The organism is Paracoccus marcusii (assembly GCF_028621715.1).
GTDB classification, from domain to species: domain Bacteria; phylum Pseudomonadota; class Alphaproteobacteria; order Rhodobacterales; family Rhodobacteraceae; genus Paracoccus; species Paracoccus marcusii.
The window spans coordinates 425,235-441,095 of record NZ_CP117466.1 but is presented as its reverse complement, the minus strand read 5'-3'; the positions used below and the strand labels follow the sequence as shown (position 1 = coordinate 441,095).

Here is a 15,861-nt window from a genome sequence, read left to right as displayed (position 1 = left end):
TGATGATGCAAAGGCCCGGCACCCAGTGCCGGGCCTTTGTCTTTTGGGTTGACCGCCCTTGCGGGCTGCACATACTGCATCTGCCGTTCAAGGAACCGTGATGCGCATGCAAGCCCTGGGTCTGTGCCGTTTCCCCCTGCCGGTGCAGGGCGGGTTGCAGATCGTGGCAGGAAACGCCCAGGCCCGCATGGGCCGCCATTCCGAACCCCTCACGATGCGGAAGGGCCAGCGTCGTCCGATTGTCGGCATGGTCCAGCCTTCCGTGTGTGACACCGATGGCGGAGTCGGCAATCAGGCCGATCGGGGCCTGTTGCGTCAGCATCCTGTCACTGTCGGCAATGCCGATGCGCGAGTGTCGATCGACCGGTACAAGGCGCAGCCGACATCCGTGCCGGCACCACGTCCCGCACGGGCAGGGCGGTTGCGGCACCCCGCGCAGGATGCCGACAGCGGGGATCCTCCGGCGGCCTGACCCGTCGCTGCAAGCCCCCCTCCGCCATCCTGTTCCGGAAAGCCGCCATGTCCACGCCCCTGATGTCCCCGCTGCGCCGCACGCGGCCCGCCTCGATCCGGCCAGAACCGCTACAACCGGGCGACAACCTGCGCGGGGCAGGGCTGATGACGCTGTCGATGATGGGGTTCACCTGCAACGATGCGATCATCAAGTTCGTGGTTCAGGACATTCCGCTGTATCAGGCAATCACGCTGCGGGGGGTGTTCGTGCTGCTGGCCCTGATGATCCTCGCGCAGCGTGCGGGGGGCCTGCGGCTGCGCATTCCGGCCCCCGCCCGCGCGCCGATGGTCCTGCGGCTGGTCGGAGAGATCGGCTCGACCCTGCTGTTCCTGAACGCGCTGCAGCGCATGGCCATCGGCGACCTGACGGCGGTGATGCAGTCGCTGCCGCTGGTGGTGATGCTGGGGGCGGCGCTGTTCTTCAAGGAGACCCTGGGCTGGCGGCGCATCCTGGCGGTGGGGGTGGGCATGCTGGGTGTGCTGATCATCCTGCGTCCGGGCAGCGGCACGTTCGGCATCTGGTCGCTGGTCGCACTTGGGGCGATGCTGCTGGTCGCGGTGCGCGACCTGTCGACGCGCCAGTTCGGGCGCGACATCAGTTCGAACACCATCGCGTTCTATGGCGCGGTGCTGGTCACGCTGACCGGGTTCGTCCTCAGCCTGGGTCAGGGCTGGGTGATGCCGCATCTGTGGCACCTTGCCCTGCTGGCCCTGGGCAGCGCCTTCCTGACCGTCGGTTACCTCTGCGCCGTGGCCGCCATGCGCGTCGGAGAGATCGCGGCCGTGTCGCCCTTCCGCTATACCTCGCTGCTGATGGCCATCTTTCTGGGACTGGTGGTCTTCGGCGACTGGCCGGACCTCTGGACCTGGGTCGGATCGGCCCTTGTCGTGGGGGCGGGCATCTATACCATCTGGCGCGAGGCTCAACTGGGACGGCGGCGCTGATGCGGGTGCAGATGCTGGGACTGTGCCGCTTTTCCTATCTGGGACTGCGCGGCTATCAGGTCGAACATGACAGCATCGCGGCGCGCCGTGCCTATCTGTACGATCCCGACCGGCTGGCCCGGCGCTGGCTGTGGTTCCAGACCGTGGCCCTGCCGGGTTGGCTGGCGCAGACCGATCCTGACTTCACGCTGGTGATCATGACCGGGCCGGACCTGCCCGAACCCTGGCTGGGCCAGCTGCGCGACCTGTGCGACCGGGTGCCGCAGCTGCGCCTGTCGCTGGTGCCGCCGATGGACTATCACCTGGAGGCCTGTCACGCGGCGGTGGCGCCGCATCTTGACCCGGATGCGCAGGTGATCGGTCATTTCCGCCATGACGACGACGATGCGGTGGCGGTCGATTACATCGCCCGCGCGCGCGCCGATTTCGCGCGCGTCAGCCCGCTATGGCAGGCCGAGGGCAAGCTGTCGCTGGACTATGGGCGCGGCCTGATCATCGCGGCGCGCGACGGCCAGCTGAAGATCACCCCGCGGATCTGTCACAACATGGGGGTGGCGCTGACAATCTTCCTGGCGCCCGACGCACCGCGGACGGCGCTGCATTTCAACCACACCAAGCTGGCGCAGTGGATGCCGGGGGTTCAGGTGACGCGACCCCTGATGTTCATCCGGTCGATCCATGCCGACAGCGATTCCGGCGACATGGGGCCGGGCGTGCCCTGGCAGCCCGAGGAAGGCACGATGAACAGGCTGCTGCGCAGCCGTTTCGGCCTGCGCCGGGCGGATCTGGCCGCGCTGGCGCGCAGCCTGGGCTAGGCCGCAGGGGCCATGGGGGCTTGTTGACAGGGGCGGGGATTCCCCCTATGACCACGCGACCCGGCGGGAAACCGCATCGGGTGCCAGAACCTGTGAGGTCAGGGTCCGGGCAGAACAGCCTCGATCCTCTGGAATTATGCCCGTCAGCCCTTTATGGGCGGGACGGGCTTGGCATTTTGCGATTCGCGCAGGATGCCGTCGAGAAGCGGCGCAACCAGTGGGTTGCGAGTATTGACAGAGCAAGACGGGGAACCGAATGCCGACGATCCAACAGCTGATCCGCAAGCCGCGGCAGCCGAGAGTGCAGCGGTCTAAATCCATGCACCTTCAGGGCTGCCCGCAGAAACGCGGTGTCTGCACGCGCGTCTACACCACGACGCCGAAGAAGCCGAACTCCGCTATGCGTAAGGTGGCCAAGGTCCGCCTGACGAATGGCTTCGAGGTCATCTCCTACATTCCGGGCGAGAAGCACAACCTGCAGGAACACAGCGTCGTGCTGATCCGCGGCGGCCGCGTCAAAGACCTTCCGGGTGTCCGTTACCACATCCTGCGCGGTGTGCTGGATACCCAGGGCGTCAAAGACCGTCGTCAGCGTCGTTCGAAATACGGCGCGAAGCGTCCGAAGTAAGGAGAGGCATCCATGTCACGTCGTCACGCCGCTGAGAAGCGCGATGTCCTGCCCGACGCCAAGTATGGCGATCGCGTGCTGACCAAATTCATGAACAACCTGATGGTTGACGGCAAGAAGTCGATTGCCGAGCGGATCGTCTACAACGCGCTGGAGCGCGTCGAGACCCGTCTCAAGCGCGAGCCCATCGAGGTCTTCCACGAGGCGCTGGAAAACGTGAAGCCGTCCGTCGAGGTGCGTTCGCGCCGCGTCGGTGGTGCCACGTACCAGGTCCCGGTCGAAGTTCGTCCGATCCGCCGCGAGGCGCTGGCCATCCGCTGGCTGATCACGGCCGCGGCCAAGCGCAACGAGAACACGATGGAAGAGCGCCTTGCGGGCGAGCTGTCCGATGCCGTCAACGGCCGCGGAACCGCCGTCAAGAAGCGCGAAGACACGCACAAGATGGCCGACGCCAACAAGGCGTTCAGCCACTACCGCTGGTAAGGCGAAAGGATCCACTTCATGGCACGCGAATATCAGCTTCCGCGTTATCGCAACTTCGGCATCATGGCCCACATCGATGCCGGCAAGACGACGACGACCGAGCGCATCCTTTACTACACCGGCAAGTCGCACAAGATCGGCGAAGTGCATGACGGCGCTGCGACCATGGACTGGATGGAGCAAGAGCAGGAGCGCGGCATCACGATCACGTCTGCCGCGACCACCACGTTCTGGCAGCGTCAGGAAGACCCCACCACCGAGGGGACTTCGGACACGAAGTACCGCTTCAACATCATCGACACCCCCGGCCACGTGGACTTCACCATCGAGGTCGAGCGTTCGCTGGCGGTTCTGGACGGCGCGATCTGTCTGCTGGACGCCAACGCCGGCGTCGAGCCGCAGACCGAGACCGTCTGGCGTCAGGCCGACCGCTACAAGGTTCCGCGGATCGTGTTCGTCAACAAGATGGACAAGATCGGCGCGGACTTCTTCAACTGCGTCCGCATGATCAAGGACCGCACCGGCGGCATCCCTTGCCCGATCGCCCTGCCGATCGGCGCGGAGGACAAGCTGGAAGGCATCGTCGACCTGATCAAGATGGAAGAGTGGGTGTGGGAAGGCGAAGATCTGGGCGCGTCCTGGGTCCGCAAGCCCATCCGTGACGAGCTGAAGGACCTGGCCGACGAGTGGCGCTCGAACATGATCGAGCTGGCCGTCGAGATGGACGACGCCGCCATGGAAGCCTACCTGGAGGGCAACGAGCCCGACGAGGAGACGCTGCGCGCGCTGATCCGCAAGGGCACGCTGTCGCTGTCGTTCTTCCCCGTCACCGCAGGTTCGGCGTTCAAGAACAAGGGCGTGCAGCCCCTGCTGAACGCGGTCATCGACTTCCTGCCGAACCCGCTGGACGTGCCGGCCTACATGGGCTTCACCCCGGGCGACGAGACCGAGACGCGCAACATCGAACGCCGTGCGGACGATGCGATGCCCTTCTCGGGCCTAGCGTTCAAGATCATGAACGACCCGTTCGTCGGCTCGCTGACCTTCACGCGCATCTATTCGGGCGTGATGAAGAAGGGCGATCAGCTGCTGAACGCCACCAAGGGCAAGCGCGAGCGCGTCGGCCGCATGATGATGATGCACTCGATCAACCGCGAGGAGATCGAGGAGGCCTTTGCAGGCGATATCATCGCGCTGGCCGGTCTGAAGGACACCACCACGGGCGACACCCTGTGCGATCCGGCCAAGCCGGTGGTCCTCGAGACCATGACCTTCCCCGAGCCGGTGATCGAGATCGCCGTCGAGCCCAAGTCGAAGGCCGACCAGGAGAAGATGGGCCTGGCCCTTCAGCGCCTGTCGGCGGAAGACCCGTCCTTCCGTGTGGAAACCGATCTTGAATCGGGCCAGACGATCATGAAGGGCATGGGCGAACTTCACCTCGACATCCTGGTCGACCGCATGAAGCGCGAGTTCAAGGTCGAGGCGAACATCGGTGCGCCGCAGGTGGCCTATCGCGAGACCATCTCGCAGTCGGCCGACATCGACTACACGCACAAGAAGCAGACCGGTGGTACGGGCCAGTTCGCCCGAATCAAGCTGACCATCACCCCGACCGAGCCGGGCGAAGGCTATTCGTTCGAATCGAAGATCGTGGGCGGTGCGGTGCCGAAGGAATACATCCCGGGCGTCGAGAAGGGCATCAAGTCCGTCATGGACTCGGGTCCGCTGGCAGGCTTCCCGGTCATCGACTTCAAGGTCGCGCTGACGGACGGTGCGTTCCACGACGTCGACTCCTCGGTCCTGGCGTTCGAGATCGCGGCCCGCGCCGCGATGCGCGAAGGCCTGCGCAAGGCCGGCGCCAAGCTGCTGGAGCCGATCATGAAGGTCGAGGTCGTCACGCCGGAAGAGTATACCGGTTCGATCATCGGCGACCTGACCAGCCGTCGTGGCATGGTCCGGGGGCAAGACAGCCGCGGCAACGCGAACGTCATCGACGCCTTCGTGCCGCTGGCCAACATGTTCGGCTACATCAACAACCTGCGTTCGATGTCGTCCGGCCGTGCTGTGTTCTCGATGCAGTTCGACCACTACGAGGCCGTGCCGCAGAACATCTCGGACGAGATCCAGAAGAAATACGCCTGATCTTGCGGCGGGGCGTCACGCCCCGCCACTTTACAAGCATTGAAGAACAAGGAGCCATTCCATGGCAAAGGCAAAGTTTGAACGGAACAAACCGCACGTCAACATCGGCACGATCGGCCACGTTGACCACGGCAAGACGACGCTGACGGCGGCCATCACGAAGTACTTCGGCGAATTCCGCGCCTATGACCAGATCGACGGCGCGCCCGAAGAGAAGGCCCGCGGGATCACGATCTCGACCGCGCACGTGGAATACGAATCCGAGACGCGCCACTATGCGCATGTCGACTGCCCGGGCCACGCCGACTACGTCAAGAACATGATCACCGGTGCCGCCCAGATGGACGGCGCGATCCTGGTCGTGAACGCCGCCGACGGCCCGATGCCCCAGACGCGCGAGCACATCCTGCTGGGTCGCCAGGTAGGCATCCCCTACATGGTCGTCTACCTGAACAAGGTCGACCAGGTGGATGACGAGGAACTGCTGGAACTGGTCGAGATGGAAGTCCGCGAGCTGCTGTCCTCCTACGACTATCCGGGCGACGACATCCCGATCATCAAGGGTTCGGCGCTGGCAGCCATGGAAGGCCGCGACAACGCCATCGGCGAGGATTCGATCCGCGCGCTGATCGCCGCCGTCGACGAGTACATCCCGACCCCCGAGCGTGCGATCGACCAGCCGTTCCTGCTGCCGATCGAGGACGTGTTCTCGATCTCGGGCCGCGGCACCGTGGTCACCGGCCGCATCGAGCGCGGCGCGGTCAACGTGGGCGACGAACTGGAGATCGTGGGCATCCGCGACACCAAGAAGACCACCTGCACGGGCGTCGAGATGTTCCGCAAGCTGCTGGACCGCGGCGAGGCCGGCGACAACGTGGGCGTCCTGCTGCGCGGCATCGACCGTGACGGCGTCGAGCGCGGCCAGGTCCTGGTCAAGCCGAAGTCGGTCACCCCGCACACCCAGTTCGAGGCCGAGGCCTACATCCTGACCAAGGAAGAGGGCGGCCGCCACACGCCGTTCTTCGCGAACTACCGCCCGCAGTTCTACTTCCGGACCACGGACGTCACGGGCACCGTCAAGCTGCCCGAGGGCACCGAGATGGTGATGCCCGGCGACAACCTGAAGTTCGAGGTCGAGCTGATCGCCCCGATCGCGATGGAAGAGAAGCTGCGCTTCGCCATCCGCGAAGGCGGCCGCACCGTCGGCGCAGGCGTCGTCTCCAAGATCATCAAGTGATCCAGGGCCCGAACGGGCCAGGGAATGCTGATGCTGCCGGATGATCCTTTCGGGGATATCGCGGCGGACAGGGCCACCCTTCGGGGTGGCCCTTGTCGTTTGTGTCTGGCGACGGTGCCAATATGGATGACATGACCAAAAAGTCGCGTTGACCGAAGCGGGGCCGCGCGCGAGACTGCAGGTCAGGAACAGGACAAGATCAAGCTGATGTGCCAGATCTTTGCCGGGCAGCACCCGGACCGCTACGAGACCGTCACCCGCCGTTTGCGCCTGAACGGCCAGTCGACTTCGATCCGGCTGGAGCGTGCATTCTGGTGCATCTTGGACCGCATCGCCGCCCGCGAAGGCGTGACGACGCCCGCCTTCATCTCCAAGCTGCACGCCGAAGTGCTGGAGTTGCACGGAGAGGCGCGGAACTTCACCTCCCTGCTGCGCTGCGCCTGCACGATCTATCTGGGCGAGGACGACGTCGCCCCGGCGATCGCCGCAGAGTGACGCGAATATTTTCGCTGTAGTAATCCGATACTACCCGGCCCGTCCCCAAGCCCCTAGCCTCGATCAGGCAAGACACGTGCAGGGAGGGCCAGATGGCCAAGTACATCCACTCGATGATCCGCGTTCTGGACGAGGCGGCCTCGGTCGATTTCTATGACCGCTGCTTTGGACTGAAGGTGGCCGAGCGGCTGGATTTCGAGAAATTCACGCTGATCTACCTGTCCAATGGCGAAAGCGGGACCGAGCTGGAGCTGACCGTCAACAAGGGCCGCACCGAGCCCTATGACCTGGGCGACGGCTATGGGCACGTGGCCTTTTCGGTCGACGATGTCGACGCGACCCACGCCCGGCTGGAGGAGATCGGCTTTGCCCCCCGCAAGCTGGTCGATTTCGCGCCGGGCGGCGAGGTGATCGCCCGCTTCTTCTTCATCAAGGACCCGGACGGATACGAGATCGAGGTCCTGCAGCGGGGCGGCCGCTACAGCTGATCAGCCTGCCGCGCCCTTGGGAGGGGGCGCGGGACCACATCAAGGGAGGAGGAACCCATGTCTGAACCAACGACCAAGGGCCTGACCCGTCGGGCGCTGCTGTCGCGGGCCGTCGCGGCGGGCGCGCTGGCAGTGGCCGGCGCAGGCTTCATCGCGGCACCCGATGCGGCCTGGGCCGTCGAGGTGACCGCGATCAGCGAGCACGAGATGGCCACGCTGCTGCAGATGGCCCGCGACATCTATCCGCATGACCGCGTGGGCGACCGTTTCTATGCGATCGCGATCAAGGGATACGACACCGCCGAGAACCAGCCCATGGTGGCCGAGGGCATCGCCGCGCTGGACGCCGCCGCGCAGGCGGCCGGGCATGAAGACTATGTCTCGATCGGGTGGGAGCAGGACCGCGTGGCGATCCTGCGCGGGATGGAGGACAGCGCGTTTTTCCAGACCGTCCGGGGCGGGCTGGTGACCGGTCTCTACAACCAGAAAGAGGTCTGGCCGATCTTCGGCTATGAGGGAGAGAGCTTCTCCCAGGGCGGCTACATCTATCGTGGCTTTGACGACATCGACTGGCTGTAAGGGGGCGGATCATGGCAACGGCTGCGAAATTCGAACTGACCGACGACAGCGTGGTCGTCATCATCGGCACCGGCGCGGGCGGCGGCGTGCTGGCCAACGAACTGGCGCAGAAGGGCGTCAAGGTCGTGGCGCTGGAGGCGGGCGGGCGCTATCTGCCCGAAGACTATATCAACGACGAATGGGAAAGTTTTGGCCAGTTGGCCTGGACCGACCCGCGCACGACCAGCGGCGACTGGCGCGTGGCCAAGGATTTCAGTGGCTTGCCCGCCTGGATCGTCAAGGCGGTCGGCGGCACCACGACCCATTGGGCGGGCGCCTCGATCCGGTTCCAGGAGCATGAATGGAAGGCCCTGACCACCTATGGCGCGGTCGAGGGGGCGAACCTGCTGGACTGGCCAATCGACGCGGCCGAGATGGCGCCGTGGTACGAGAAGGCCGAGGCCAAGCTGGCCGTCACCCGGACCGGCGACTTTCCGGGCCTGCCCGGCAGCAACAACTACAAGGTGTTCGAGGCGGGGGCCAAGGCCATCGGCTATACCGAGGTGTCGACCGGGCGCATGGCGATCAACAGCATCGACAACGACGAACGGCCGGCCTGCCAGCAGACGGGGTTCTGTTTCCAGGGCTGCAAATGGGGCGCAAAGTGGTCGGCCGCCTACACCGACATCCCCAAGGGCGAGGCGACCGGCAACCTTGAGGTCCGCGACCACGCCCATGTGGCCCGCATCCTGCACAACGACCAGGGCCGCGTGACCGGGGTCGAGTATTTCGACAAGGACGGCGCCCTGCAGTTCCAGGCCGCGCGCATCGTGGCGGTGGCGGGCAACAGCTTTGAAAGCCCGCGGCTGCTGCTGAATTCCGCCAGCGAGATGTTCCCCGACGGTCTGGCCAACAGCAGCGGTCAGGTGGGACGCAACTACATGCGTCACACGACCGGGTCGGTCTATGGCATCTTCGAAAAACCCGTGCGCATGTGGCGGGGCACGACCATGGCCGGCATCATGCAGGACGAGGCGCGCCACGATCCCTCCCGCGGCTTCGTCGGCGGATACGAGCTGGAGACCCTGTCCTTGGGCTTGCCCTTCATGGCGGCCTTCCTGGACCCCGGCCGGTGGGGGCGCGAGTTCACGACCGCCTTGGACCAGTACGAATACATGGCCGGGATGTGGATCGTCGGAGAGGACATGCCGCAGGCGACGAACCGCGTCACCCTGTCGGACACGGTCGACAAGTTTGGCCTGAAGGTCGCCAACGTGAATTTCAGCGACCATCCCAACGACGTGGCGATGCGCAATCACGCCTATGAGCGGGGGCAGGCGATGTACCGGGCGATGGGGGCCACGCGGACCCTGCCGACGCCTCCCTATCCGTCCACGCACAACCTTGGGACCAACCGCATGTCGGAGCGGCCGGAGGACGGCGTGGTCAACAAATGGGGGCAGACGCATGACATCGCGAACCTGTTCGTGTCCGATGGCAGCCAGTTCACGACGGGCGCGGCGGAAAACCCGACCCTGACCATCGTCGCGCTGGCGATCCGTCAGGCCGACCATATCGCCAGGGAAATGGCCGCGGGCACGATCTGAGGAAAGACGACCGCCCGGGGATGTCCTCCGGGCGGTCGTAGTGGATCAGCCGTTGGCGGCCTTCTGGTTTACGCCGCCCTCGGCGATGCGGGTCATGTGCTTGTCGCCGTCGCGGGTGCTCTCCAGGCATTCCTGCAGCACGCCGCCATCGGCATCCAGATCCAGGCGGTTGGCAAAGCTGCGCACGCAGCCATAGCCCGCGATCGCGTAATGGGTCAGGCGCTGATACTGGGTGATGATGGCCGCGTCGCGGACGTCGTCATCACCGAAATCGGCCTGCAGCGCGTGCTTGCGGGCCTCGGTTACCAGACCTTCCATGCCCTTGCAGTGCTCTCCGGTGGGGTCGACGCCGTGCTGGCTGCACAGGGTCGCCAGATGCTCCATGCCGCGGGCGATGCCTTCGTTGCCGGCGATCAGCGCCTCGGCCAGTTCGCGCGACTTGGCGACGCGACCCATCTCGGTCACGACGGGCATGGACTGCTTGCAGGCGGAATACAGGTCCTGCAGCTGGTCCAGATACAGGTCCTTGAGGGAATTCATGGTCATGATACGGCCTTTCTGATGGTGCTGGATGACCAACGATCCCCGGCCCGCCCCGTTCCATCGCGATGGCAAAGATCGCCCCTGCGCGCTTGACTTTGCGGGCGGTCCGGGTCAGCACTGCGGCCCCTTCAGCAGCGGAGGACATCCCCATGTTCGCCTGGTTCGAACGACGCATCGACCCCTATCCCGACCAGACCCCGACCATGCCCCCGTCGGGTCTGTGGCGGTTCGTGCTGCATTACAGTCGCGGCACGCTGCCCTGGCTGGTGCTGCTGGCCGTGGGATCGGGCCTGATCGCGCTGATCGAGGTGGCGCTGTTCGGCTGGCTGGGGCAGCTGATCGACCAGCTGGCAGACACCCCGCGAGAGGTCTTCTGGGACCGTCATGGCGGCAGCATCGCGCTGATGGCGCTGGTGCTGCTGGTGGTGATGCCGGCGCTGAACGTGGTGACATCGCTGGTCCTGCACCAGTCGCTGATGGGCAATTTCCCGCAGCGCATCCGCTGGCAGGCGCATCGCTGGCTGCTGCGCCAGTCGGTCGGCTATTTCCAGGACGAATTCGCGGGCCGCATCGCGCAGCGCCTGATGCAGACCGCCCTGGCCGTGCGCGAGGTGTCCATGAAGATCATGGACGTGGGCAGCTATGTGTTGATCTATTTCCTGGGCGCGATGGTGCTGGCCGCCAGCCAGGACTGGCGTCTGGCCTTGCCCTTCCTGGTCTGGGCCGCGGCCTACGGTGCGCTGCTGTGGTATGTCGTGCCGCGCCTTGGCCGCGTGGCACAGGAACAGGCCGATGCCCGCAGCGCGATGACCGGACGCATCGTCGACAGCTATACCAACATCGCGACGGTCAAGCTGTTCTCTCACTCCGACCGGGAGGAGGCGTGGATGCATCAGGGCATGGACCGGTTCCTGGGCACCGTCCACGCGCAGATGCGCCTGTCCAGCCTGCAGGACATGGTGCTGAACCTGCTGAACGTCTGGCTGGTCGCGGCGGTGGCCGGGCTGGGACTATGGCTGTGGACGCAGGGGCTGATCGCGGTCGGGGCGGTGGCCATCGCGGTGCCGCTGGCCCTGCGGCTGAACAACATGTCGCACTGGATCATGTGGGAATTCGCCGCCCTGTTCGAGAATATCGGCACGGTGCGCGACGGCATCACCAGCCTGTCCCTGCCGCGAGAGGTGCGCGACGCGCCGGGGGCGCAGCCCCTGCTGCCCGGTCCTGCGGCGGTGCGGTTCGACAACGTCACCTTCCGCTATGGCGGTGCTGCGGGGGCGCAGCCGATGGCGGTGCTGGACGACCTGACGCTGCATCTGCAGCCCGGTGAACGGGTGGGCTTGGTGGGCCGGTCGGGCGCGGGAAAATCGACGCTGATCAACCTGCTGCTGCGCTTTCACGACATTGACGCGGGGCGCATCACCATCGACGGCCAGGACATCGCGCAGGTGACCCAGGACAGCCTGCGCGCGGCCATCGGCGTGGTCACGCAGGACAGTTCGCTGCTGCACCGGTCGGTGCGCGAGAACATCGCCTATGGCCGCCCCGACGCGACCCCGGATCAGATCGACCACGCCCTGCGCATGGCCGAGGCGGACGGGTTCGTCCCGTCCCTGTCCGACAGCCAGGGCCGGCATGGGCTTGATGCGCATGTGGGCGAACGCGGCGTCAAGCTGTCGGGCGGCCAGCGCCAGCGCATCGCCATCGCGCGGGTCGCGTTGAAGAACGCGCCGATCCTGATTCTGGACGAGGCCACAAGCGCCCTGGACAGCGAGGTCGAGGCCGCGATCCAGTCCCGGCTGGAGGCATTGATGCAGGGCAAGACGGTCATCGCCATCGCGCATCGCCTGTCCACGATCGCCGCGATGGACCGGCTGGTGGTCATGGACCAGGGCCGGATCGTCGAACAGGGCAGCCATGCCGAACTACTGGAACGCGACGGCCTGTACGCCCGGCTGTGGCATCGCCAGTCCGGCGGTTTCCTGGCCGCGGACTGAGGGCAGGACGTGAAAAAGGCCCCGGCGCGATGCCGGGGCCTTCGTCGTTTCGTGGGTGCGCTTACTGCGCCAGCAGGTCGGTGATCCGGCGGACCGAGGCGCGACGGTTGTCGCGGATGTCCCCCTCGGCACGGACGCGCAGGAACTGCTCGCCATAGCCTTGGGTCACCAGGTTCTCCGGCGGCACGTCAAAATACTCGGTCAGTGCCAGCGCCACCGATTCCGCACGACGGTCCGACAGCGCCAGGTTGGCGGCGTCCGACCCGACCGTGTCGGTATGACCCTCGATCATGAAGATCTCCTGCGGGTTCTGGGCGATCTGGTCCTGGATCGCACGACCCAGACCCTGCAACTGCTGCGCCTGATCAGACCGGATAGCGGCAGAGCCGGTATCGAAGGTGATCGCGTCGATGTTGACCGGCGCCACCAGCGCCCGCACCTCGGGGATGTTGCGGATCTGGGACAGCGTAAAGCGGCGGTCGACATTCGCCTCGCGCAGCAGGGCCTCGCGCAGCTGATCTTCGTTCAGGGGCGCATTGCCGGTCTGAACGGGGGCAGGGGCGGGCAGGGCGCCGATATCGACGGGCTGCACATCGGCGGTGTCGTCGATCAGCTGCGTGGTCGTGCCGTCGGCGCTGACCAGGGTGCGGCGCAGAACCTGCAGGTTCGCGTCACGAATGGTCACAACGCGGCTGCCGTCTTGGCGCGTCACGATGGTGCGCGACGAACCGTCGTCGAAGTTCTCGGTCTGCACTGTCGAGCCGGGCTGGCGCAGCAGGGCGACCTCGTCCTTGATGACCTCTTGGCTGCCATCGGCGCGGGTGACGACGACGCGGTCCGGCGCGGACAGCGCAACTTGGCGGTTGTTGTTCAGGTAGGATCCGACAGCCACGGCACCCAGACCCAGCAGCAGCGCATTGCGCAGGCGGTTGTCGTCGTCCTCCTCCTCGGCCTGCGGTGCGGGCTGACCGGTGGCGCCCGCCAGCGCATCGCGCAGGCTGGTGGTAAAGTCCTCGGACGACGACCGGGCGTTCTCCTCGGTCACCTGCTGCTCGGTGATCTCGCCCGATCCATCGGCTGCGTCCAGCGCCGCCGCGGTGGCCGGTGCGGTCGCCTGAGCGGCCTCGCGCGATGCCTCGGTCTCGACGGTGTCCTCTTCGGCGGCACGACGGATCATCTCTCCGTTCTGGCCGACGCGGTACATCTGCGCCTCGGTCGGGGCCAGGCGCAACTCGCCCGCCTCATTGGTCTCGACGACGACGCCGTTCGGGGTCATCGCACGACCGCCATCCGCACAGGGGAACGTGCTGCCGTCCAGACAGGTCAGCGCCGAGGTGTCCAGGCCACCCTGAACCTCTTGGGTCAGCACTCCGGCCAGACCCGGCAGGGCGCCAGCGCGTTCGACCTGCGTCGCACCGGTCGCCAGGGTCAGGCTACCCTGAGCCGCAGGCGCTGCGGGTTCCGCAGGTGCATCGGCTGTCGCGGCCGGATCGGCTGCGGGCTGCTCGCCCTGCTCTTGCGCGCGCAACTGCTCGGTCAGGGCGTCGAGGTCGCTTCCGACGGGTTCTTCAGCGGCATCCGCCGGCTGCTGGTCGTTTTGCGCGGCAGGGCGTGCGTTCGGACGCGGCTCCGCCGGAGCGTCGGCGGCAGGAGGCGCCTCGCGCTGCGGGTTGGCGCGCGGCGCGGCATCGCCGGCGGCCGGGGCCTCTGCGGCGGGCTCGGCGGCGCGGTTAGGATTTGGCGCGGGTGCGGCCTCGGGCTGGGGTGCAGGACGGGCCTCGGGCGCCTGGTCCGGCATCGCGTCAGGTGCGGGCGGCGGCGGGGTGCCATCCGGTGCGGGCTGCGGTACAGGTTCGGCTGCGGGGGCCGGCTGAGCTTCGGCTTCGGGCGCTGCTGCCTCGGGTGCCGCCGGGGGCGCGGGCTCTGCGGCGGGCGCCGGCTCGGCAGCCGGGGCGGCCTCTGCCGCGGGCGCGGGAGCAGGTTCCGCAGCGGGGGCAGGCTCCGCCTCTGCCGCGGGAGCTGCTTCCGGCGCCTCGGCAGGGGCCTTAGCAGGCTGCTCCGCCGGGGCTTCGGCCGGTGCTTCCTCGGGGGCAGGGGGCGCCTCGGCCGGGGCTTCCGGCGCGGGCTCCTCGACCGGCGCGGGCTCGGGCGCAGGCTCTTCCGCAGGCGCGGGCTCCGCCGGCGGCGGGTTCTGGGCCTGGTTCAAGTCGGCACCGTCCTGCGGTCCCTCCTCGCCGGGGGCCGCGGGCGGGGGCGGGACCTGACCTTCGGGCGCGGCCTGCGCCAGGATTAGGTTCTGGGGGGCCGCCTGATCGGGGGCGGGCATCGCGGTCTGGGCCATCGCAAGATGCGGCGCCATCAGCGACAGGCAGGCCGCGATGGCGGTTGTGTTATGGATAATCCGGCGCATGAGACGCTCCTTGTGGAAAATCGAATGACTGTCTTTGGTGCTTTAACAGGCACTTGCGCCAAGGGTTCCCAAACTTGCCGTGACCATCGCGTGATGGGCGGCGGTGCGCCATGCAAAAGGCCGCGCCGAAACGACGCGGCCCATGGGCGGTTCGATAGAAACGACGTCAGACGCCGTCGCCAACAAAGGCCTTTTCGACGACGAATTCGCGCGGTTCGGAATTCGCGCCCTCGTTCAGGCCGAACCCTTCCAGGACCGCCTTGACGTCGACGTTGAACGCCAGGCTGCCGCAGATCATCGCGCGATCCTGCGCCGGATCGATGGGCGGCAGGCCCAGATCCGACAGCACCTTGCCCGACGTCAGGTTGTCGGTGATGCGCCCCATAAACGGCGATGGCTCTCGCGTCGTCGTCGGATAGTATTTCAGCCGCTGGGCGAAATCGTCGCCATAGATCTCGGTCAGCAGCGGGTCGTGGCGCAGGTTGTTCACCAGCTCGGCGCCATAGACCAGCTCCTCACCGGTGCGGCAGGTATGCATCATGATGACCTGCTCGAACCGCTCATAGGTCTCGGGGTCGCGCATCAGGCTGGCAAAGGGCGCGAACCCCGTGCCGGTGGCCAGGAACCACAGCCGCTTGCCGGGCAGCAGCGCGTCCAGGACCAGCGTGCCCACGGGTTTCGGACGCAGGATGATCTGATCGCCCGGCTTGATGTGCTGCAGCTTGGAGGTCAGCGGCCCGTCGGGGACGATGATGGAATAGAATTCCAGCTCGTCGTCCCAGTTGGGCGAGGCGATGGAATATGCCCGCAGCAGCGGCTTGCCGTTGTCGCCCGGCAGGCCGATCATCACGAATTCGCCCGACCGGAAGCGCAGCGAGGCAGGCCGCGTCACCCGGAACGAAAACAGGCTGTCGGTCCATTTCGTGACCGAGGTCACGGTTTGGGCATCGGGAACGGTAATCTTGGCGGCCTCGGTCACGGGCAGATCCAGCGTCATTGTTGC

General features: G+C 66.5%; 15 protein-coding genes. 12 read left to right on the top strand and 3 right to left on the bottom strand.

The features are described 5' to 3' along the window. Window positions 1-100: 100 nt before the first annotated feature. From PRL19_RS02125 to PRL19_RS02075, 11 genes are all read left to right on the top strand, one after another. Window positions 101-472, top strand: a complete 372-nt coding sequence (locus PRL19_RS02125) for a hypothetical protein (protein WP_273743724.1) — start codon at window positions 101-103, stop codon at window positions 470-472. Window positions 473-519: 47 nt separating this feature from the next. Further along, a complete protein-coding gene (locus PRL19_RS02120; protein WP_273743723.1) occupies window positions 520-1,458 on the top strand; it encodes a DMT family transporter in 939 nt (312 codons plus the stop codon). Then, window positions 1,458-2,273: a glycosyltransferase gene (locus tag PRL19_RS02115; protein ID WP_273743722.1), complete on the top strand. Its 816-nt coding sequence runs from the start codon at window positions 1,458-1,460 to the stop codon at window positions 2,271-2,273. The genes PRL19_RS02120 and PRL19_RS02115 overlap by 1 nt, the downstream gene beginning before the upstream one ends. A gap of 256 nt (window positions 2,274-2,529) precedes the next feature. Beyond that, window positions 2,530-2,901: a 30S ribosomal protein S12 gene (rpsL, locus tag PRL19_RS02110; RefSeq protein WP_042252808.1), complete on the top strand. Its 372-nt coding sequence runs from the start codon at window positions 2,530-2,532 to the stop codon at window positions 2,899-2,901. Between the two features lie 12 nt (window positions 2,902-2,913). Then, window positions 2,914-3,384, top strand: coding sequence for a 30S ribosomal protein S7 (rpsG, locus tag PRL19_RS02105; protein WP_042252807.1), 471 nt, complete (start codon window positions 2,914-2,916; stop codon window positions 3,382-3,384). 18 nt (window positions 3,385-3,402) lie between these two features. Beyond that, window positions 3,403-5,526: an elongation factor G gene (gene fusA / locus PRL19_RS02100; RefSeq protein ID WP_045981370.1), complete on the top strand. Its 2,124-nt coding sequence runs from the start codon at window positions 3,403-3,405 to the stop codon at window positions 5,524-5,526. A 61-nt stretch (window positions 5,527-5,587) separates the two neighbouring features. Next, window positions 5,588-6,763 (top strand): elongation factor Tu, encoded by a 1,176-nt coding sequence (tuf, locus tag PRL19_RS02095; protein WP_045983513.1) that lies wholly within the window; start codon window positions 5,588-5,590, stop codon window positions 6,761-6,763. 207 nt (window positions 6,764-6,970) lie between these two features. Further along, a complete protein-coding gene (locus tag PRL19_RS02090) occupies window positions 6,971-7,258 on the top strand; it encodes a ribbon-helix-helix domain-containing protein (protein ID WP_046001342.1) in 288 nt (95 codons plus the stop codon). Window positions 7,259-7,350: 92 nt separating this feature from the next. Next, window positions 7,351-7,746, top strand: coding sequence for a VOC family protein (locus PRL19_RS02085; RefSeq protein ID WP_045983085.1), 396 nt, complete (start codon window positions 7,351-7,353; stop codon window positions 7,744-7,746). Between the two features lie 57 nt (window positions 7,747-7,803). Beyond that, on the top strand, window positions 7,804-8,325 hold the full coding sequence (locus tag PRL19_RS02080) for a Twin-arginine translocation pathway signal (protein WP_273743721.1): 522 nt from the start codon (window positions 7,804-7,806) through the stop codon (window positions 8,323-8,325). Window positions 8,326-8,336: 11 nt separating this feature from the next. Beyond that, window positions 8,337-9,911, top strand: a complete 1,575-nt coding sequence (locus PRL19_RS02075) for a GMC family oxidoreductase (protein ID WP_273743720.1) — start codon at window positions 8,337-8,339, stop codon at window positions 9,909-9,911. 45 nt (window positions 9,912-9,956) lie between these two features. Here the strand turns inward: PRL19_RS02075 and PRL19_RS02070 are convergent, their stop codons facing one another. Then, window positions 9,957-10,457 carry a ferritin-like domain-containing protein gene (locus PRL19_RS02070; RefSeq protein WP_046001347.1) on the bottom strand — a complete coding sequence of 167 codons (501 nt, stop codon included), beginning with the start codon at window positions 10,455-10,457 and terminating at the stop codon, window positions 9,957-9,959. Window positions 10,458-10,603: 146 nt separating this feature from the next. Here PRL19_RS02070 and PRL19_RS02065 point away from each other — a divergent pair, with 146 nt between their 5' ends. Continuing rightward, on the top strand, window positions 10,604-12,448 hold the full coding sequence (locus PRL19_RS02065; protein WP_273743719.1) for an ABC transporter ATP-binding protein: 1,845 nt from the start codon (window positions 10,604-10,606) through the stop codon (window positions 12,446-12,448). A gap of 61 nt (window positions 12,449-12,509) precedes the next feature. Here PRL19_RS02065 and PRL19_RS02060 read toward each other — a convergent pair whose 3' ends face one another. Both PRL19_RS02060 and PRL19_RS02055 read right to left on the bottom strand, forming a co-directional pair. After that, on the bottom strand, window positions 12,510-14,858 hold the full coding sequence (locus PRL19_RS02060) for an OmpA family protein (protein ID WP_273743718.1): 2,349 nt from the start codon (window positions 14,856-14,858) through the stop codon (window positions 12,510-12,512). Between the two features lie 166 nt (window positions 14,859-15,024). Continuing rightward, on the bottom strand, window positions 15,025-15,855 hold the full coding sequence (locus PRL19_RS02055) for a ferredoxin--NADP reductase (RefSeq protein WP_045981424.1): 831 nt from the start codon (window positions 15,853-15,855) through the stop codon (window positions 15,025-15,027). Window positions 15,856-15,861: the final 6 nt, after the last annotated feature.